At 69.5% G+C, this 19,071-nt stretch carries 12 protein-coding genes; 6 read left to right on the top strand and 6 right to left on the bottom strand.

The genetic code is table 11. From position 1 onward, the window contains the following. Nucleotides 1-11 precede the first annotated feature (11 nt). Nucleotides 12-1,247 carry an inorganic phosphate transporter gene (locus HYZ11_06385; protein MBI3127213.1) on the top strand — a complete coding sequence of 412 codons (1,236 nt, stop codon included), beginning with the start codon at nucleotides 12-14 and terminating at the stop codon, nucleotides 1,245-1,247. A 174-nt stretch (nucleotides 1,248-1,421) separates the two neighbouring features. On the opposite strand, the gene HYZ11_06380 is transcribed toward HYZ11_06385, so the two are convergent. The 6 genes from HYZ11_06380 to HYZ11_06355 all read right to left on the bottom strand — a co-directional run bounded on the left by HYZ11_06380 (nucleotide 1,422) and on the right by HYZ11_06355 (nucleotide 9,234). Continuing rightward, nucleotides 1,422-3,767, bottom strand: coding sequence for an ATP-dependent RecD-like DNA helicase (locus HYZ11_06380; protein MBI3127212.1), 2,346 nt, complete (start codon nucleotides 3,765-3,767; stop codon nucleotides 1,422-1,424). Between the two features lies 1 nt (nucleotide 3,768). After that, on the bottom strand, nucleotides 3,769-4,704 hold the full coding sequence (locus tag HYZ11_06375; GenBank protein MBI3127211.1) for a hypothetical protein: 936 nt from the start codon (nucleotides 4,702-4,704) through the stop codon (nucleotides 3,769-3,771). A 504-nt stretch (nucleotides 4,705-5,208) separates the two neighbouring features. After that, nucleotides 5,209-5,835, bottom strand: a complete 627-nt coding sequence (locus HYZ11_06370) for a MarC family protein (GenBank protein MBI3127210.1) — start codon at nucleotides 5,833-5,835, stop codon at nucleotides 5,209-5,211. Nucleotides 5,836-5,849: 14 nt separating this feature from the next. Beyond that, nucleotides 5,850-6,686: a nucleoside triphosphate pyrophosphohydrolase gene (mazG, locus tag HYZ11_06365; GenBank protein MBI3127209.1), complete on the bottom strand. Its 837-nt coding sequence runs from the start codon at nucleotides 6,684-6,686 to the stop codon at nucleotides 5,850-5,852. A gap of 108 nt (nucleotides 6,687-6,794) precedes the next feature. Next, the gene (locus HYZ11_06360; protein MBI3127208.1) at nucleotides 6,795-8,027 is read right to left on the bottom strand and encodes a metal transporter; all 1,233 of its coding nucleotides are present in this window, start codon (nucleotides 8,025-8,027) and stop codon (nucleotides 6,795-6,797) included. A 58-nt stretch (nucleotides 8,028-8,085) separates the two neighbouring features. Then, nucleotides 8,086-9,234 (bottom strand): multicopper oxidase domain-containing protein, encoded by a 1,149-nt coding sequence (locus HYZ11_06355; protein ID MBI3127207.1) that lies wholly within the window; start codon nucleotides 9,232-9,234, stop codon nucleotides 8,086-8,088. 283 nt (nucleotides 9,235-9,517) lie between these two features. On the opposite strand from HYZ11_06355, the gene mutL reads away from it, so the two are divergent. The 5 genes from mutL (at nucleotide 9,518) to dnaE (ending at nucleotide 19,062) form a co-directional block, all read left to right on the top strand. Further along, nucleotides 9,518-11,425, top strand: coding sequence for a DNA mismatch repair endonuclease MutL (mutL, locus tag HYZ11_06350; protein ID MBI3127206.1), 1,908 nt, complete (start codon nucleotides 9,518-9,520; stop codon nucleotides 11,423-11,425). Between the two features lie 248 nt (nucleotides 11,426-11,673). Continuing rightward, entirely contained in the window at nucleotides 11,674-13,158 is a 1,485-nt protein-coding gene (gene guaB / locus HYZ11_06345; protein MBI3127205.1) for an IMP dehydrogenase, read from the top strand. A gap of 51 nt (nucleotides 13,159-13,209) precedes the next feature. Next, entirely contained in the window at nucleotides 13,210-14,079 is an 870-nt protein-coding gene (locus HYZ11_06340) for a flagellar basal body-associated FliL family protein (GenBank protein ID MBI3127204.1), read from the top strand. A gap of 5 nt (nucleotides 14,080-14,084) precedes the next feature. After that, nucleotides 14,085-15,620, top strand: coding sequence for a glutamine-hydrolyzing GMP synthase (gene guaA / locus HYZ11_06335; protein MBI3127203.1), 1,536 nt, complete (start codon nucleotides 14,085-14,087; stop codon nucleotides 15,618-15,620). Between the two features lie 4 nt (nucleotides 15,621-15,624). Next, nucleotides 15,625-19,062, top strand: a complete 3,438-nt coding sequence (dnaE, locus tag HYZ11_06330; protein ID MBI3127202.1) for a DNA polymerase III subunit alpha — start codon at nucleotides 15,625-15,627, stop codon at nucleotides 19,060-19,062. Nucleotides 19,063-19,071 lie beyond the last annotated feature (9 nt).

The raw sequence follows: 19,071 nt of genomic DNA, 5'->3' as shown, positions 1-19,071 counted from the left end.
GATTAAGCGGCATGGCCTTGCCCTTCACGCTGCTCATCCTGACCTGCGTCTTCGCCTTCTACATGGCGTGGGCCATCGGCGCGAACGACGTGGCGAACGCCATGGGGGCCCCCGTGGGGAGCGGGGCGCTCTCCCTGGGCGCGGCTCTTGTCATCGCCGGCGTGGCCGAGTTCCTGGGCGCCGTCCTCGTGGGCGAGCACGTCACCTCCACCATCCACCAGGGCATCGTGAAGCCGGCCCTCTTCCGAGGGCAGCCGCTCGAGTTCATGCTGGGGATGTCGGCGGCCCTCCTGGGCTCCGCCTTCTGGCTGCACGCCGCCACGATGCTGGGCCTCCCCGTCTCGACCACCCACTCCATCGTCGGCTCGGTGGTGGGCTTCGGGCTGGTCGCCCGGGGGATGGATGGCCTCTACCTCTGGAACCTCGCCAAGATCGTGGCGAGCTGGTTCGTCTCGCCCCTTGCGGGCGGGCTGCTGAGCTATTGGATCTACGGCTTTATCCGCGACAAGATCCTGGCCGTGCGCGACCGGGACGATGCCACAAGGCGCTACGCTCCGCTCATCCTCTTCATCGTGGTGGTGGTGCTGCTCCAGTCCTTCGTCTTCAAGGGCATGAAGAACCTGAAGCTCCCGGTGACCTTCTGGAGCGTGCTGCTCCTGGGCGTCCTCCTCGGGGGGCTCGTCGCCCTCGTCACCCGCTCCTGGCTGGGGGCGGAGGGCCGGCCGCAGGGGAAGGAGCTCACGAACCGCTTCTTCGGCTTCCTGATGGTCGCCACGGCGGGCTACGTCGCCTTCGCCCACGGCGCGAACGACGTGGGGAACGCCGTGGGGCCGATGGCCGCCGTCCTGGACATCTACCGCTCGGGCACGGTGCCCACGGCCAAGGTGGAGGTCCCCTGGTGGGTGCTGGGACTGGGCGGGGTGGGCATCGTCGCGGGGCTCGCCGTCTACGGCCGGAAGGTCATCGCCACCATCGGGGGGAAGATCACCGAGATCAACCCCCAGAACGGCTTCGCCGCCCAGTTCGGGGCGGCGGCCACCGTCCTCGTCGCCTCCCAACTCGGGCTGCCCATCTCGACCTCCCACACCATCGTGGGGGCGGTCATCGGGGTGGGCATGGCGCGCGGCGTGGGGGCCCTGAACCTGCGGGTCATCCGGAACATCGTCTATGCGTGGGTGGTGACCCTGCCCTTCGCGGCGGGGGCCACCATGATCGTCTTCCGGGTGCTGGAGTATTTCTTCCGGTAGGTCGCGCTTTCGCAAGCCCATCTGGCTCACGTTTCGAGGGGCGGCCGGTCGGTCGCCTCTCACACAATCTGGCAGGGGCGAGGCATGCCTCGCCCCCACGGACGAATAGGGCGAGGCCGTTGTAGGGGCGGTTCGCGAACCGCCCCTACGGATTCGGGCGTCTCGAACGCCGTTTCAGATCGCCTCGTCCCCGTCCACGTCCGGCATCGGCTCGGCGGGCGGTTCCCCGGCGGCCGCCGGGGGCAGCCCCGCCGCGGAGCGCAGGCGCTCGGCCAGGCGGCTCCAGCGCCGCCTGACGCGCGCGTTCTTGAGGGCGATGGCGAGCGCCTTCTTGGTCCCCACGAACACCGCCAGCCGCCTCGCCCGGGTGAGGGCCGTGTAGACCAGGTTCCGCTGGAGCATGGGGAAGTGCTGGGTGTGCAGCGGCACCACCACCGCCGGGTACTCGCTCCCCTGGCTCTTGTGGACCGTCACGGCGAAGGCGTGGACCACCTCGTCCAGGCTCCCCGCCGTGTACTCGACGATCTCCCCGTCGAAGGCGGCCCAGAGCGCGCCCTCGGCCGGGTCCACCCGCTCCACCACCCCGATATCCCCGTTGAAGACGTTCTTGTCGTAGTTGTTGCGGATCTGGATGAGCTTGTCCCCCTTGCGGAAGGCGCGCCCCCCGCTGAGGAGGAGCGGCCCCCCGCCGGCCGGGTTCAGCGCCTCCTGGAGCCGCTCGTTCAGGCTCCGCACCCCGAGCACCCCCCGCTGCATGGGGGCGAGCACCTGGATGTCCTGGATGGGGTCGAGGCCGAAGCGCCGGGGGATGCGCTCCCGGCACAGCTCGACGATGAGATCGGCGCAGCGGGCCGGGTCCGCCTCCTCGATGAAGAAGAAGTCCGCCCCCTCGCGCTCGGGAGGCGCCTCGAGGGGCATCTCCCCCCCGTTCACCCGGTGGGCGTTCTCGACGATGAGGCTCTCCTTCGCCTGGCGGAACACCTCCTTGAGGCGCACCACCGGCACCCCGCCCGACTCGATCACGTCCCGGAGCACGTTCCCCGGCCCCACAGAGGGGAGCTGGTCCACGTCCCCCACCAGGACGAAGGTGGCCATGTCCGGCACCGCGCGCAGGAGGCTCGCCGCGAGGTGTATGTCCAGCATCGAGGCCTCGTCGATGATCACCGCGTCCGCCGCGAGGGGCTGGGAGGCGTTCCGGGCGAAGCCGCCGAGCGTCCAGCTGTACTCGAGCAGCCGGTGGATGGTCGAGGCCTCGTGGCCCGTCACCTCGGCCAGCCGCTTGGCCGCCCGCCCGGTGGGGGCGGCGAGCAAGACCTGGAGGCCGAGCTGGCCGTAGAGCCGGGTCACCGCGTTGACGATGGTGGTCTTGCCCGTCCCCGGGCCCCCGGTCACCACCAGGGCCTTCTCGGCCAGGGCGTCCTCGATGGCCCGGGCCTGGTCCCCCGTGGCCTGGCCCCCCTCCAGCGCCCGCTGGGCGAGCCGCCTGAGGCGCTCCCTGAGGTTCCCGCCCGAGACCCCCAGGCCCCGCAGGGCGGACTCGAGCCGCGCCTCGTCGCGCGGAGTCTTGAGCAGGCCCGCCAGCCGCCGGGCCACCTCGCACTCCGAGGCGTGGAGGGCCTTGGCGTAGAGGCGGCGCTCCCCCGCCGCCTCCTCCACCACCACCGCCCCCTGCCTCCGGAGCGACTCCAGCGCCTCCTCCACCCGGGCCGGCTCGACCCCCAGGAGCCCCGCCGCCTCCTCGGCCGCCCCCCGCCAGGGGACGAACACGTGCCCGTCGCGCTCCGAAAGCTGCTGGAGGAGGTAGAGCGCCCCCGCGGCGCAGCGGGCGGGGTCGTCCTGCGGGAAGCCGATCTGCCGCGCCACCCGGTCGGCGGTGCGGAAGCCCACGCCGAAGATGTCGGTCGCGAGCCGGTAGGGGTTCTCGCGGAGGATGGGGATGGCCTGGGCGCCGTAGGCCCGGAATATCTTCTCGGCCAGGTGCAGCGAGAGGCCGTTCTGCTGGAGGAAGAGCATCACCTCCCGCGCCTCGCCGTGGCTGCGCCAGCTATCGAGCGCCTCGGCCAGCTTCTTCTGGCCGAGGCCCGGGATCTCCAGCAGGCGCTGGGGCTCCTGGTCGAAGACCTCGAGCGTGCGCTCCCCGAAGCGCTCCACGATGCGCCGGGCCAGGGCGGGCCCGATGTGCTTGACCGGGCCCGCCGCGAGGAACTTCTCGATCCCCTCGGCCGTGGCCGGGGCGAGCGGCTGGGCCACCCTCACCTGGAACTGACGCCCGTAGCGGGGGTGATCCTTCCACTCCCCCTCGAAGCGCACCCGCTCCCCCTCGCGGAGCGCCCCCAGGTGGCCCACCGCCACGACGGACTCGGCCAGCTCGTCGGGCACGATCACCAGGACGGTGTAGCCCGTGTCCTCGGCCCGGAAGCGGACGCGCTCGATCGTGCCGGTGAGCGTCCCCACGCCGAAGAGGCCGGCCTGGGACGCGCCTCCGGACGGGGGCGCGGGCCTGCGGGGGAAGCGGGGCATGTTAGCCATCCGCCATTTTGGCTTCGGTCGGGAGAGTATTTCGGATGGCCGCCTTGAGTTCTTCCATCGCTGCTGCGAAGTTGTTCGCGGTCCATAGAACTGTATGTTGATGGCTGGTATCAAACATTCCCTTGCCACTTTCAAATTTTGATTTCTCGCAAAGGTAAAAGACAGGTTTACCCAATCCCGCAGCAAATCCCGCCTCCCAAGATACGTTCCAATTCTTGTCGCTAACCTCGGCGACAAGAAAACGCGAACGCCGAATCTCAACTAGAATTCGGTCGTCAATTAGTCCCGCTTTGGGTTTCTCATTGACCGCGCGAAGTTCAAACCCAGTCTTGTCCACGGCAGGCTTGAGCCAATTCTTGAACATGTCTTCGAGTTCCGGGACATCAAAAGGCATAGCCATAAAAGCTAGGCGCTCTTCGGTATATCCGCGCATTATTTCTTCATATCGTTCCCATCCTGCAAAGGTGAGGCTGATTTTTCTCTTCTCTACTTGTTCAATTTCTACCAATTTGTCCTTATGAATTAATTGGTCGCGTATTCGATAGAATCCATCTTTAGTGAGCGCACCTATAAGGGAACCACCTTCGGGCCAGCCGATTTCTTGCCATCCTGCAGGATCGACCTGAGCAAGCTGGTTGCCCAACCAGCGTACCAAGTTATCCGCTTGTTCTCGTGGACGAGGATAAGAAATATTTTCTAATAAGGCGTTGATCGTATCCGTGTAAAGAATTGGCCGTGTCGCTCCACCCTGCATTTGTCGAACCTTATAACTCAGATACCGCCGTACATGGTCAGTTCTCAGTTTGCTTGGAATATCTTCTATTAAATCGCGTCCTATTTCATAGTCGCCGCAATTGCGACAATGCACGGTTTTCCGCAAGTCCCCCTTAATTGTTGCTTTCTCATCAAGGCATAGATAACAGGCCATTTATATTCTCCCCAGGAACGACATTATACCGTTCACGATGAACTGGACGGCCAGGGCACCAAGGAACCGCCAGCGCACAAAGTACCCAGCCCTAAAGCGGATGTGCTCGATTATGCCGGTCAAGGTCCCCGCGCCGAAGAGGCCGGCCTGGGACGCGCCTCCGGACGGGGGCGCGGGCCTGCGGGGGAAGCGGGGCATGGGCAGAGCCTCATTCTCGTTGCGGGCGCTCCTACCCTACCACACGGGCCGGAGAGACGGCATGCGGGGGCGCGTCTTGGATTGGCGGGGAAGATACAAAAAAACCCCGGGGCCGGGGCTCCGGGGCCGTTGATGGCTGAGGCACCGCGGGCTTTATCGCCTCCTTGCGGTGCCTGCTCCCTTGCGGGAGTCTTTGGCCCGCCTCAGCGGGTTATTTTTAATATAGTTCCCCCGGCCGGATTTTCGCCAGGAAAGAATTCAAGCGCGAAATTGACCCATTCTGGCTGGAATTCAGGCGCCCTTTTATCATCCCCTCCCCATCGCCGCCGTCACTCCGCTCACGATGAACTGCACGGCCAGGGCGGTGAGGAGGAGCCCCACGAGGCGCTCCAGCACCCGCGCTCCCAGGGTCCCGAGGAAGCGCGCGAGGCGGATGGACCCGCGCAGGGCCAGCCAGGAGGTGAGGGTGATGGCCCCGATGGCCAGGAGGACCACCGCGCCCTGGGCCGGGCCGCCCCGCCCGCTCAGGACCAGGACGGCCGAGATGGCCCCGGGCCCGGCGAGGAGGGGGACGGCCAGCGGGGTGATGGCGATGTCCGCCTTCGCCACGGCGGCGTGGTGCTCCTCGGCGCTCGTGCGCACCGCCACGCGCTCCCCCCGCACCATGTCCAGCGCGGCCAGGAGGAGAATGACGCCCCCCGCGATCTGGAAGGCCGGGTAGGTGATCCCGATGATCTCGAAGAGGGTCCGCCCGCCCAGGGCGAAGAAGGCGAGCACCCCGCCCGCCGTGAGGGAGCCCGCCCGGGCCATGCGCAGGCGCTCGGCCGGGGTATTGGCCTCGGTCATGGCCACGAAGACGGCGGCGACGCCGATCGGGTCCACGATGGCGAAGAGGGTGGAGTAGGCGAGGAGGAAGGACGAGAGGAGGTCCATTTAACCCTGGGGGCTCAGGCGGGAGAGGGCCCCGCCTCGCGCGCCTTGGCCTCCTCCCAGAGCCGGTCGAGCTCCCCGAGCGGGACCTGCTCGGGCGAGAGGCCCCGGGCGCGGAGCGCGGCCTCGATGTGGTGGAAGCGCGCCACGAAGCGGCCCACCGCGGCCTGGGCGGCCTGCTCGGCGTCCACCCGGAGCTTGCGGGCGAGGTTCACGGCGGCGAAGAGGAGATCCCCCAGCTCGCGCTCGGCGGCCTCCGCGTCCCCGGCCTCGACGGCCCGGCGGAGCTCGCCCCACTCCTCCTCCACCTTCTTCGCGGGGCCCCCGGCGTCCTTCCAGTCGAAGCCCACGCGCGCGGCCTTACCCTGGAGCCGCTGGGCGCGCAGCAGGGCCGGGAGCGCGGCGGGCACCCCGTCCAGGATGGAGGGCTTCCCCTCCTTCTCGCCCTTCCGGGCGCGGCCGTTGCGCTTCTGGATCTCCCAGTTGCGGAGCACCTCCCCGCTCGTCTTGGCCTGCCCTTCGCCGAAGACGTGGGGGTGGCGCTCGATCATCTTCTCGGCCAGGGCCCCGGCCACCTCGAAGGCGTCGAAGAGCCCCCGCTCCTTCGCGAGCTGGCAGTGGAAGATGACCTGGAGCAGGAGGTCCCCCAGCTCCTCGCGGAGCCTGTCGGAATCGCCCGCCTCGATGGCCTCGATGACCTCGTAGGCCTCCTCGATCAAGTAGGGCTTGAGGGTCTTGTGGTCCTGCTCCCGGTCCCAGGGGCAGCCCTCCGGCGCCCGGAGGCGGGCCATCACGTCCAGGGCCTTGTCGAAGCCGTCGGGGTGCCTCCCGCGGCTGTCGGGTGCGTGGGGCATGCGAAACATCCTCGGACAGGCGGTTTCCCGCCCCTTAATTTACACGGAGGGGAGGGGGGATGTCATGGGGGGGAGGAGCAATGGGGCCGACGGCGGCTACGCCCTGCCTCAGGTGGCCACGAGGAGCCCCGTCGCGTACATCGCCCCGACGCCCAGGAGGAGGCCCGCGATCTCGGCCCAGGTGATTTGGGATAGGCCCCGCCCCCGCGCCATGTCCCGCACGATCTGGTAGACGACGTAGAAGACGGCGCCGCCCCCGATGGCGAAGAAGAGGGCCGCGAGGGAGTCGTAGTAGGCGAAGCCGCCGATCACCGCGCCCGCGATGGTGGGGGCGCCGGCCAGGAGGCACATCCAGGCCAGGTGCTTGAGCGCGACGCGCCCCTGGGCCACGGGGGCCACGATGGCGATGCCCTCGGTCACGTTGTGGATCATGAAGCCCACGATGAGGAGGGCCCCCAGCGCCACGTTGCCCACCACGTAGGCCGAGCCGATGGCCACCCCCTCGCCGAAGTTGTGGAGCCCGATGCCCACCGAGATGAGGTAGGCCAGGATCAGCTTGTCCCGGAACCCGCCGTCCTTCCTTTCGAGGGGGGCGCCGCGCGGCACGCTCTGCTCCACCCCGCCCAGGACGAGCAGGCCCGCCAGGAAGCCCAGGGTGACCACCCCCCCGCCCCTCAGGGCGCTCCCCACCCGCCCGGCCGTCTCCACGGCCTCGGCCATCACGTCCACGCCGAGGGCGAGCAGGACGCCCACGGTGAAGCTGATGAGGAACGACATGGCCCCGGGGCCAAGCCGCCCCAAGAAGGGCTTCCACAAGAAGCCCAAAAACACGGGGATGACGCCCACGTAGATGCCGATGAGGGAGAAGTAGCCGACCGAGGCCATCCCCATCTCGGGGGTTTCGATGGCCACGCTGATTTCTTTCTCGAACTTCACCCCGGCCGAGGAGATGACCGCGATCTTGAGCGGCTCCTCCGCGTGCCAGGGATAGGGGATGGAGATCCGGACCCGGCCCAGGCGGGCGACCTCGCCCTTGGGCTCGGCCGTGAAGTTCCACATCGCCTCGTTCACCGTGACCTGGCCCACGGCGACGGGGCCCGGCCCGGTGTTGACGGCCTGGACGAGGATGCTCCCGGGCCGGAGCACCACGCGCTGGAACTCCAGCTTCTGGAGGGCGTCCTGGGAGACCGGGGAGCGGCCGAGGAGATTCTCGCCGCTGGTCATGACGTAATAGACCAGCCCCGCCAGCAGGAGGAGGGGTAGGAGCCCCCAGGCGCACGTCCGCCACAGGGCGCCGCCCGTGACGGGCCGGGAGGCATGTTCCGCATGATGGACGGCCATTGTTCGTCACCTCTTTTCAAGCGTGGAGCCCGCGCGGGAATCGTCCCTTTGACGCCCATCAGGCGGAAGGCGGCCCCTCCACGTTGAAGAAGCCCATCCAGCCGAGCTCGGCGAACTCCGACTGGTGGGCGTGGAACATGAACCGGCCCGGGAAGTTGTAGGCGAACTCCAGGATGCAGCGCTCGCCCTGGCAGAGCATCACGGTGTCCGTGATCTCGTATTGGCCGAGCCGCGTGCCCGTCCGGTAGAGCTTGAAGAACTGGGCGTGGATGTGCATCGAGTTGAGGAGGTCGAACTCGGTCAGGTTCACGAGATAGATCCGCACCGGATCGCCCGTCTTGAGGGGGATGGGATGGTCCAGGAAGTAGTTCGCCACCCCGTTCACGGTGTAGAACTCGTTCTCCCCGTCCAGGTCGGTGTCGTAGCCGTTCATGACCATGACGAGCTCCCGGGCCTTGGGCCGGGGCTCGGGCGGGTCCACGATGAAGGCGCCGTAGAGGCCCTTCTCGACGTGTTTCTTGAGCGGCATGGTGTGGCAGTGGTAGAGGTGGATGCCAAAGGGCTCGGCCGTGAACTCGTAGGTGAACTTGCCCCCGCTCGGCACCACCTCGAGGACGCCGTCCATATTGGCGGCGTGGATTCCGTGGAAGTGGATGGTGTGGGGCATCCCGCCCTGGTTGATGAAGTGGATCTTGAGCCGGTCGCCCTGGGTGGCCCGGAGGGTCGGGCCGGGCACGGAGCCGTTGTAGGTCCAGGCGGGGTATTTCACGCCCCTGGCCACCTCGATCTCGGCGTCCTCGGCGATCATCACGTACTCGCGCTGCAGGGTGCCGTCCCCGAGGCGGGTGACGGTGCCGTAGTCGAAGGAGGTGAGCACCTCCATCGGGCTCTTCGGGCGCAGCGGCTTCACCCGGGCCGTCAGGGCCGCGAGCTCGGCGTCGCTGATCCGCTCGCGCACCAGGTAAGTTCCGTGCCCTCCCGCGTGGGCGTTTTCGTGCGGCGAGGAAGAGGAAACGGTGCCCCCATGTCCTGGGCCACCGTGGCTGGGCGCGGCGAGGGGCGCCGCCAGCTTCGCCCCCGCGGCGAGGGCACCTCCCCCGACGCCGAGGGTGAGAAGGCCTTGCAGGAGCCGCCGGCGGTTGAAAGAGAACCCGGGAGGCCCGGATGAGCTTTCTTCGCGGTTGGGGGACTGGGTCCGCTTTTTCATTGGAGCACGTCTCCAGGGGTCGTCGATGCGGGTGTGAGCTTTTCACGGGTAAGATAGAGGGGGATCAAAAGAATAATTAGGCTTATCTAAATTTAAATCACGATATGCCTGATTGTCAAGGACATGAGCTGGGGAGGCGGCCGATTCCCCTTCGCTAGCGCGGACACTTTGCGCACATATGGCCATCATTTCCAATTCACCCCACTAAATCTTGTGGTCCGCCTTGACAGCCCCGCCGGGATGGGGGAGCATGGGGCTCCTTCGTTCCCCCGGGAGGCCCCCCATGCCCCAGCCGAGCCGCATCCGCGTCCTCCCCGAGGCGCTCGCGAACCAGATCGCGGCCGGAGAGGTGGTCCAGCGGCCCGCCGCGGCCCTGAAGGAGCTGGTCGAGAACGCCCTCGACGCCGGGGCCCGCCGCATCCAGGTGGACCTCGAAGGCGGCGGCGCCCAGAGCATTCGGGTGCGGGACGACGGCGAAGGCATGGGCCGGGACGACGCGCTGCTCGCCTTCGAGCGCCACGCCACGAGCAAGATCGCCTCCTCCGAGGACCTGCACCGGGTCTCCACCCTGGGCTTCCGGGGGGAGGCGCTGCCCTCCATCGCGGCGGTGAGCAAGGTGACCCTCACCACCCGGAGGCCCGGCGAGCCGCTCGGCACCGAGGTGGTGATCGAGGGGGGGCAGGTCAAGCGGGTGACCGAGATGGGGGCGCCCGAGGGCACCCAGATCGAGGCCCGCTCGCTCTTCTTCAACGTCCCCGCGCGGCGGAAGTTCCTCCGGCGGCCCGAGACCGAGCTGGCGCGCTGCGTCGAGGTGGTGAGCCGGGCGGCGATGGCGCGGCCCGAGGCGGCCTTCGTGCTCCGCCACGGCGGGAAGGTGCTCCTGGATCTCCGGGCGGGAGAGGAACGCCTCTCCCGCGCGGCCGCCCTTCTCGGGAAGGACTCGGCGCCCCACCTCCTGGAGGTGAACGGGGAAAGCGAGGGGGTGCGGCTCACCGGCTGGGCCGCAGCCCCCAGCCTCACCCGCTCGGGCCGGGACGGGCAGTATCTTTTCGTGAACGGCCGCCCGGTGCGCGATCCCGTCCTGGTGCGGGCCGCCTACGAGGCCTACCGGAGCTTCCTGCCCTCGGGGCGGCACCCCCTCTTCGTGCTCTTCCTGGACCTGCCCCCCGAGGAGGTGGACGTGAACGTCCACCCGGCGAAGGAGGAAGTGCGCTTCCGCCGCGCCTCGGCCGTCTACGCCCTGGTGCGCGACGCCCTCACCGGGACGCTGGGGGCCCCCGCGCCCCGCCCCCGGCTGACCTACCGGAGGCCCGAGGCCCCCATCCCGGCGGGGCGGCTGGGGGAGACCCGCCCCGGCGGGAGGCCCGCCCCGCCCTCCCTGCTCGGGGGAGGGGGCTACATCCCCCCCCGCGCGCCCGAGGACCCTTCTCGTGAAGGCGAGGCCGCTCCCCTCGTCTACGAGCCGGCCGCCGAGTACGCGCAGGCCCCGGAGGAGGCGCCTCCGCTCCCGCCCGGGCTCGCGGAGAAGAACCTCCCCGTCTTCCGCGCCTCGGCCCTGGCGGGGCCGCTCGAGCGGGTGCTCCAGCCGCCCCATCCCTCGCGGCCCATCCGACTGGGCGAGTGCCGCTACCTGGGGCAGTGGGATGAGTGCTTCCTCCTCTTCGCCTCGCCCCAGGGCCTCGTGTTCATGGACCAGCACGCGGCCCACGAGCGGGTGCTCTACAACCGCTTCCGGGACGAGTTCCGGGAGGGGAGAGTCGAGACCCAGGCCTGCCTGGTGCCCGCCTCCATCCGCCTCCGGCCCGAGGAGGCCATCCGGCTCGAGGCGCACCGCGCGGCGCTCGAGCGCTCGGGCTTCGAGCTCGAGCCGGCGGGCCCGGGGGAGTACCTCATCCGCTCGGTGCCCGCGCTCCTCGCCGAGCGCGACCCGGTGGGGGCGGTGCGGCGGGTGGTCGAGGGCCTGGCCGAGTGGGAGGAGCCCATGAGCTTCCCCGACCTCATCGACGGCATCATCGCCCGGATGAGCTGCCGGGGGGCGGTCAAGGCGGCCCAGGCGCTCCACCCCGAGGAGGTGGCGGCCCTCATCAAGGCGGTGGACGGGATGCCGGGGAGCTGGACCTGCCCCCACGGGCGCCCCCTGATGCTGGTGCTGGGGACGGGGCCCGTCCGGCGGCGCTTCCTGCGCTCCTGAGGGTGGCTGTCCGGCCGAGGCGCGCCCGCCTTCTTCTTGACAGGGGCCTCCCCCGGGCGGAAAATGCTGCCTGTCGCGGGAGGAGGGAACGTGGGGTTTCTTCTTTTCCTGAGCCCTTTATTTCATAACAGCTTATAGGCGAAGAGCCGCCGCGCACGATCCGCCCGCAGCCGATGCCGCCCTCGTTGGGGCGGCCGGCCCGCCCACTGGCTGGCATTCCACACCCCGAGACGGAGCAGCGCCCCCCGATGCCGCTCAATTCCTTTCCCCAGGACGCCCTGACCTTCGACGACGTGATGCTCCTGCCCGCGCGCTCCGCGGTGCTCCCCAAGGACGCGGACCTCACGGTGACGATCGCCGAGGAGCTGGAGATGCGCATCCCGCTCTTCAGCGCGGCCATGGACACCGTGACCGAGTCGGCGCTGGCGATCGCCCTGGCCCAGCAGGGGGGAATCGGGGTGATCCACCGCAACATGCCCGTCGATCGCCAGGCGGCGGAGGTGGACCGGGTCAAGCGCTCCGAGAGCGGGATGATCACCCAGCCCATCACGATGCGCCCGGGCCAGAAGATCAAGGAGGCGCTCGACCTGATGGCCGCCTACCGGATTTCCGGGGTGCCCATCACCGAGGGCGGGCGGCTGGTCGGCATCCTGACCAACCGCGACGTGCGCTTCGAGACGGACCTCGACCGCACCGTCTCCGAGTTGATGACCAAGGCGGGCCTGATCACCGTCCCGGTGGGGACCACCCTGGAGGAGAGCAAGGGCATCCTCCACCAGCACCGCATCGAGAAGCTCTTGGTCGTGGACGAGAACTTCTACCTGAAGGGGCTCATCACCCTGAAAGACGTCGAGAAGGTGCGGCGCTTCCCCCGCTCCGCCAAGGACAAGCACGGGCGGCTGCGGGCCGCCGCGGCGCTGGGCGTGGGGGCCGACATGCGGGATCGCGCCCAGGCCCTGGTGGAGGCGGGGGTGGACCTCCTGGTCGTGGACAGCGCCCACGGCCACTCCGAGCGGGTGCTGAAGGCGGTGGAGACCGTGAAGTCCCTGCACCCCGGGGTGCTCCTCATGGGGGGCAACGTGGCCACCGCCGAGGGGACCGTGGATCTCATCAAGGCGGGAGCCGACATCGTCAAGGTGGGCATCGGGCCCGGCTCCATCTGCACCACCCGGGTGGTGGCGGGCGTGGGCGTGCCCCAGCTGACGGCCGTGGCGGCCTGCGCGGCCGCCGCCGAGCCCTACGGGGTGCGGGTCGTCTCGGACGGGGGCATCAAGTACTCGGGGGACATCGTGAAGGCCATCGCCGCCGGCGCCCACGCCGTCATGATCGGGAGCCTCTTCGCCGGGGTGGAGGAGAGCCCGGGCGAGCGCGTCCTCTTCCAGGGCCGCAGCTACAAGATATACCGCGGCATGGGCTCGGTCGGCGCCATGCAGAACGGCACCTCCCGCGACCGCTACTTCCAGGACACGGACGGCTACGAGGACTCCTTCAGCGAGACCAAGCTGGTGCCCGAGGGGGTGGAGGGGCGGGTCCCCTACAAGGGCGCCCTGGCGGCCACCGTTTACCAGCTCATGGGCGGGCTGGCGGCGGGCATGGGCTACACGGGCTGCCGCACCCTCGCCGAGCTCCGCAAGAACGCGAAGTTCATCCGCATCACCTCCGCGGGGCTCAAGGAGAGCCACGTGCACGACGTGTTCATCACCCGCGAGGCGCCCAACTACCAGCGGGACTAGGCGCGTTCCCCGGAGGGGCGGCCCGGCCCCCCCGTTCAGATTGGACGGAAGATGGCCAAGACGCCCGCGCAAGCCAGCCGCTCCACCGAGATCGACGTCGCCGACGACCTGTTCGCCGGGGGCGCCGCCGCGGCCCCCGCCGCCGCGCCTGCGGGGCCGCAGCTCGAGCGCGACGAGCATCCCATCGAGGTCGCGGCGCCGCCGAAGAAGGAGCGGCCCCCTCTCGTCGAGCCCGCCCCGGAGAAAAAGCCCGCCGCGGCCAAGGCGGCGGAGGAGGCGGATGAAGACGAGGAAGCCGGGGGCGCGGGCCGGAAGCGGGGCGCCAAGCGCCCCTCCGCCCTCATGTACTACGTCGTCCCCGCGGCCGGCGCGGCCCTCATCCTGTCCATGGGCTGGACCTTCGCCTTCATCATCCGCCAGGGGCTCGCGCCCCGGGCCGAGGCCCCCAAGGCGGTCGAGCAGGCCCGGGTGCTCCCGCCCAAGGAGGCGCCCAAGGCCCCGGCGGACCCGCGCGAGACGATGAAGGTGCTCGCCCCGGGGCCGCAGGAGCCAGCGCTCCCCTCCATCTCCCCCGGCGGCAAGGGGGACGAGACCGACGCCGGGAAGATCGCCCTCGAGGAGCCCTTCTTCATCCCCCTGGAAGGGAGCCGGCGGAACGCGAGGGAGAAGGGCCCCACCGTCTTCCTTCACCTCTCCCTCACCCTGGGCGTCTCTAACCAGGCGGCCTTGCGCGAGGTGGCGGGCAAGCGCTCCGTCATCCGCGAGGCCGTCTTCGACCATTTCAACCGCATGACCCCCCAGGACCTGGCCAGCCCCAAGGGGCGCGAGCAGGCCAAGGCCGCCCTCATCGCCCGGCTGTCGAAGGAGGTGGTCCAGGGGCAAGTGCGCTCGGTCTATTTCGAAGAATTCTTCACCCGCTGAGCATCATGCGCGAGCGGATCCTCATCCTCGACTTCGGCTCCCAGTACACCCAGTTGATCGCGCGTCGCGTCCGCGAGATGCAGGTCTACTGCGAAATCCACCCCTGCACCGCCTCCTGGCGCGAGCTCCTGACGCCGGAGACCAGGGGGGTGATCCTCTCGGGAGGCCCGTCGAGCGTCTACGAGAACGGCGCCCCCACGGTGGACGCCGATCTGCTGCGGGGGGACGCCCCCGTCCTGGGCATCTGCTACGGCATGCAGCTCATGACCCACCTGCTCGGGGGGCGGGTGGCCCCCGTCCACCGCCGCGAGTACGGCCGGGCCGAGCTGGTGGTGGACCGGCCCGTGGGCATCTTCGAGGGCTCGGCGGGGCGCGAGACGGTGTGGATGAGCCACGGCGACGCCATCGAGGCCCCGCCGCCCGGCTACCGGCCCCTGGCCCACTCGGCGGGCTCCCCCGTCGCCGCGATGGGTTCCGAGGATGGCCTGCGCTACGGCATCCAGTTCCACCCCGAGGTGGTGCACACCCCGAGGGGGAAGGAGATCCTGCGCAACTTCGTCTTCGGGGTGTGCGGGTGCAAGGGCGACTGGAACATGCGCTCCTTCATCGACGAGGCCACCGAGCGCATCCGCGCCCAGGTCGGGGGCGGGAAGGTCATCTGCGGGCTCTCGGGGGGCGTGGACTCCTCCGTCGCGGCCACCCTCATCCACCGCGCGGTGGGGGACCAGCTCACCTGCATCTTCGTGGACAACGGCCTTCTCCGGAAGGACGAGGGGGCCGGCGTCATCGAGACCTTCGGCCGGAGGCTCGAGATGAACCTCGTCCCGGTGGACGCGCGGCGGGAGTTCCTGGCCGCCCTGGCCGGGGTGACCGACCCCGAGGCCAAGCGCAAGCGCATCGGCGAAACCTTCATCCGGGTCTTCGAGAAGGAGGCCCGCAAGCTCGGGCGGGTCAAGTTCCTCGCCCAGGGCACCCTCTACCCGGACGTGATCGAGAGCGTCTCCTTCAAGGGCCCCTCGGCCACCATCAAGAGCCACCACAACGTGGGGGGGCTTCCCGAGCGGATGGAACTCGCCCTCGTCGAGCCGCTGCGGGAGCTCTTCAAGGACGAGGTGCGCGCCGCGGGGGAGGAACTGGGCCTGCCGGAGGACATCCTCTGGCGGCACCCCTTCCCGGGGCCGGGGCTCGCGGTGCGGGTGCTGGGCGAGATCACCGAGGATCGTCTGCGGGTGCTCCGCGAGGCGGACGCCATCTTCATCGGGATACTCCGGGAGCGCGGCTGGTACGACAAGGTGTGGCAGGCCTTCTCGGTCCTGCTGCCCGTGCGGACGGTGGGGGTGATGGGGGACGCGCGCACCTACGAGAACGCGCTGGCGCTCCGCGCCGTCACCAGCCAGGACGGCATGACGGCCGACTGGGCCCACCTGCCCTACGATCTCCTGGCCGAGGCCTCGAACCGCATCATCAACGAAGTGCGCGGCATCAACCGCGTGGTGTACGATGTCTCGTCCAAACCGCCCGCCACCATCGAGTGGGAGTAGCCTCATGGGGGCCGCCGAGTTCGTCCACCTCCACCTGCACAGCCAGTACAGCCTCCTCGACGGCGCGGCGCGCATCGACGACCTGGTCCAGCGCGGGGCGTCGCTCGGCATGCCCGCCATGGCCCTCACCGATCACGGCAACATGTGCGGGGCGATCAAGTTCTTCGAGGCGGCCAGGAAGGCGGGGGTGAAGCCCATCATCGGCTGCGAGGTGTACGTCGCCCCGGGCAGCCGCCACGACCGGGCGAACAACAGCACGGGGGGCTCCCGTTCCTGGCACATGCTGCTCCTGGCCGAGAACGCGAAGGGCTACCGCAACCTCTGCGAGCTGGTGACGGCGGGCTTCACCGAGGGGATGTACTACTTCCCGCGCGTGGACCGGGAGATCCTCGCCCGGCACGCCGAGGGCCTCATCTGCACCTCGGCCTGCCTGAAGGGGGAGGTGAACGAGGCCCTCCTGAGGGGGGACCGCGCCGCCGCCCGCGAGGCAGCCTCCTTCTACAAGGAGCTCTTCCCGGGCCGCTACTACCTGGAGATCCAGGACCACGGGATGGAGGAGGACAAGCGCCTCGTCCCCGAGGCCGTCGCCCTCGCCCGGGAGCTCGCTCTCCCCCTCGTTGCCACGAACGACGTGCACTACCTGGACCAGGGCGACCACAGCGTCCAGGAGGTCCTCATCTGCATCCAGACGGGCAAGACCCTGACCGATCCCAACCGGATGCACATCAAGAGCCACGAGTTCTACCTGAAGAGCGCCGGGGAGATGGGGGCCCTGTTCAAGGAGGTGCCCGAGGCGCTCCGGAACACCCTGGCCGTGGCCGAGCGCTGCGACTTCGCCTTCGAGTTCGGGGGGAGCCACTACCCGGACTTCCCCATCCCGGACGGCTCGGACCGCAAGACCTACCTCCGGAAGCTGGCCGAGGAGGGGCTCGAGCAGCGGCTCAAGCAGCTCGGCATCGGCGGGAGCGAGGCCAGGCGCTACCGCGAGCGCCTCGCCATGGAGCTGGGCGTCATCAACAGCCAGGGATACGAGGGCTACTTCCTCGTCGTCTCGGACTTCATCCGCTACGCCCGCGAGAACGGCATCCCCGTGGGGCCGGGGCGGGGCTCGGCGGCGGGGAGCCTCGCCGCCTTCGCCTTGGGGATCACGGGCATCGACCCGCTCCGCTACTCCCTCCTCTTCGAGCGCTTCCTGAACCCCGAGCGGGTGAGCCCCCCCGACATCGACATCGACTTCTGCATGGACCGCCGGGACGAGGTCATCCGCTACGTGCAGGAGAAGTACGGCCGCGAGAACGTCTGCCAGATCATCACCTTCGGCAGCATGCTGGCCAAGGGAGTGCTCCGCGACGTGGGCCGGGTGATGGACATGCCCTACGGCGAGGTGGACCGCATCGCCAAGCTCGTCCCGAACGAGCTCAAGATCACCCTGGACGACGCCCTCCAGAAGGAGCCCCGCCTGCGCGAGGCGGTGAGCCGCGACCCGAACGTGGGCCGGCTCATGGAGACGGCCCGCAAGCTCGAGGGGAACATCCGCCACGCGGGCACCCACGCGGCGGGGGTGGTGATCGCGCCCTCGAAGCTCACGGATTTCGTGCCCCTCTACAAGGGGTCCGGCGGCGAGGTCATGACGCAGTTCGACATGAAGGACGTCGAGCAGCTCGGCCTCCTCAAGATGGACTTCCTGGGCCTCAAGACCCTGACCGCCCTCAAGCGGACCGTCGACCTCGTGCGCCTGAAGGGGGTGGAGCTCGACCTCGACACCCTGCCGCTCGGCGACGAGGCCTCCTACAGGCTCCTCTCCGAGGGCCGCACCACGGGCATCTTCCAGCTCGAGAGCCGGGGCATCCGCGAGTACCTCCGGAAGCTCGCCCCCTCGAGCTTCGAGGACCTCATCGCCATGGTGGCCCTCTACCGCCCCGGGCCCCTCAACAGCGGGATGGTGGACGCCTTCATCAACCGCAAGCACGGGCGGGCGCAGATCGATTACTTCTTTCCCGAGCTCAAGCCCATCCTGGAGAGCACCTACGGCGTCATGGTGTACCAGGAGCAGGTGATGCAGATATCGAACGCGCTCTCGGGCTTCTCCCTGGGCCGCGCGGACGTGCTGCGCAAGGCCATGGGGAAGAAGAGCCCCGAGCTCATGGCCCAGCAGATGCGGGACTTCGTCGAGGGGGCGGCCGCCTGGGGGCACGACCGCCGCAAGGTCGAGGCCCTGTGGGACCAGATCCAGCAGTTCGCGGGCTACGGCTTCAACAAGAGCCACAGCGCGGCCTACGCCCTCATCGCCTACCGCACGGCCTACCTCAAGGCCCATCACCCGCGGGAGTTCATGGCGGCCCTCCTGACCTGCGACCGCGACAACGCGGACAAGGTGATCAAGGACATCGCCGAGTGCCGCGACATGGGCATCGCGGTGCTCCCCCCCGACGTGAACGCGAGCGACAAGGACTTCACCGTCGAGGGCGACTCCATCCGCTTCGGGCTCCTCGCGGTCAAGAACGTGGGGGAGGCCATGGTGGACGCCATCCTGGCCGCCCGGGCGGCGGAGGGGCCCTTCCGCACCCTGGGCGACTTCTGCCGCCGGGTGGAGCACCGCCACTTGAACCGCCGGGCGGTCGAGAGCCTCGTCAAGGCGTGCGCCTTCGACAGCCTGGGGATCGGCCGGGCCCAGGCCATGGCCGCGCTCGACGCCGCCTTGGAGGCGGGGGTCCGCGAGCAGCGCACCACCGCCATGGGCCAAACGAGCCTCTTCTCCCCCGAGGAGGCGCCCTCCCTCTCCGCCGCCCTGCCGGATGTACCCGAGTGGCCCGCCCGTCAGCGGCTCGCCTTCGAGAAGGAGGTGCTGGGCTTCTACGTCTCGGGCCACCCCCTGAACGACCACCAGGAGACCATCCGCCGCCTCGCCAACATGGACTCCCGCCGGCTGGCCGAGCTCGAGGGCACCCACCGGGTGCGCATGGCGGGCCTCATCCGCTCCTCGAAGATCCGCACCACGAGGGCCGGGCGCCGGATGGCCAGCTTCGTCCTGGAGGACCGCGAGGGCACGGCCGAGATGACCATGTTCCCCGACGTTTTCGAGGCCTTCTTCCCGCGCCTGGAGACGGAGGAGCCCGTCCTGGTCGAGGGGATGGCCGAGGTCTCGGAGGAGGGGGTGCAGGTGGTGGTGCGCTCGGTGGAGCCGCTGGCCCAGGCGCAGATGGCGCGCACCCAGCGGATGGTCCTCCATCTGGGCGAGACGGGCCGCGCCCACGGCCGGCTGACGGCGGTGCGCGAGGTGCTGGCCCGCCACCCGGGCGAGGTGCCCGTCCTCTTCGCCCTCCAGTTCCCGGAGCGCGAGGTGCTGGTGCAGGCGGGCCGGGAGTTCGTCGTCGCGCCCTCGGAGTCGCTCTCCGCCGAGCTGGGCGAGCTGGTGGGGGAGGGGGCGGTCTACTTTGAGTAGGGCCTCCCG

The organism is Candidatus Tectomicrobia bacterium (genome assembly GCA_016192135.1).
GTDB lineage: Bacteria > UBA8248 > UBA8248 > UBA8248 > UBA8248 > 2-12-FULL-69-37.
Note: the sequence above shows the minus strand (reverse complement) of the source record. Positions and strands in the feature narration are given on the sequence as shown.

Coding starts and splice junctions, on each gene's coding strand:
- HYZ11_06385 (MBI3127213.1), top strand. CDS start 12: ATGGCCTTGCCCTTCACGCTGCTCATCCTGACCTGCGTCTTCGCCTTC.
- HYZ11_06375 (MBI3127211.1), bottom strand. CDS start 4,704: ATGGCCTGTTATCTATGCCTTGATGAGAAAGCAACAATTAAGGGGGAC.
- mutL (MBI3127206.1), top strand. CDS start 9,518: ATGCCCCAGCCGAGCCGCATCCGCGTCCTCCCCGAGGCGCTCGCGAAC.
- HYZ11_06380 (MBI3127212.1), bottom strand. CDS start 3,767: ATGCCCCGCTTCCCCCGCAGGCCCGCGCCCCCGTCCGGAGGCGCGTCC.
- HYZ11_06360 (MBI3127208.1), bottom strand. CDS start 8,027: ATGGCCGTCCATCATGCGGAACATGCCTCCCGGCCCGTCACGGGCGGC.
- dnaE (MBI3127202.1), top strand. CDS start 15,625: ATGGGGGCCGCCGAGTTCGTCCACCTCCACCTGCACAGCCAGTACAGC.
- HYZ11_06370 (MBI3127210.1), bottom strand. CDS start 5,835: ATGGACCTCCTCTCGTCCTTCCTCCTCGCCTACTCCACCCTCTTCGCC.
- guaA (MBI3127203.1), top strand. CDS start 14,085: ATGCGCGAGCGGATCCTCATCCTCGACTTCGGCTCCCAGTACACCCAG.
- guaB (MBI3127205.1), top strand. CDS start 11,674: ATGCCGCTCAATTCCTTTCCCCAGGACGCCCTGACCTTCGACGACGTG.
- HYZ11_06355 (MBI3127207.1), bottom strand. CDS start 9,234: ATGAAAAAGCGGACCCAGTCCCCCAACCGCGAAGAAAGCTCATCCGGG.
- HYZ11_06340 (MBI3127204.1), top strand. CDS start 13,210: ATGGCCAAGACGCCCGCGCAAGCCAGCCGCTCCACCGAGATCGACGTC.
- mazG (MBI3127209.1), bottom strand. CDS start 6,686: ATGCCCCACGCACCCGACAGCCGCGGGAGGCACCCCGACGGCTTCGAC.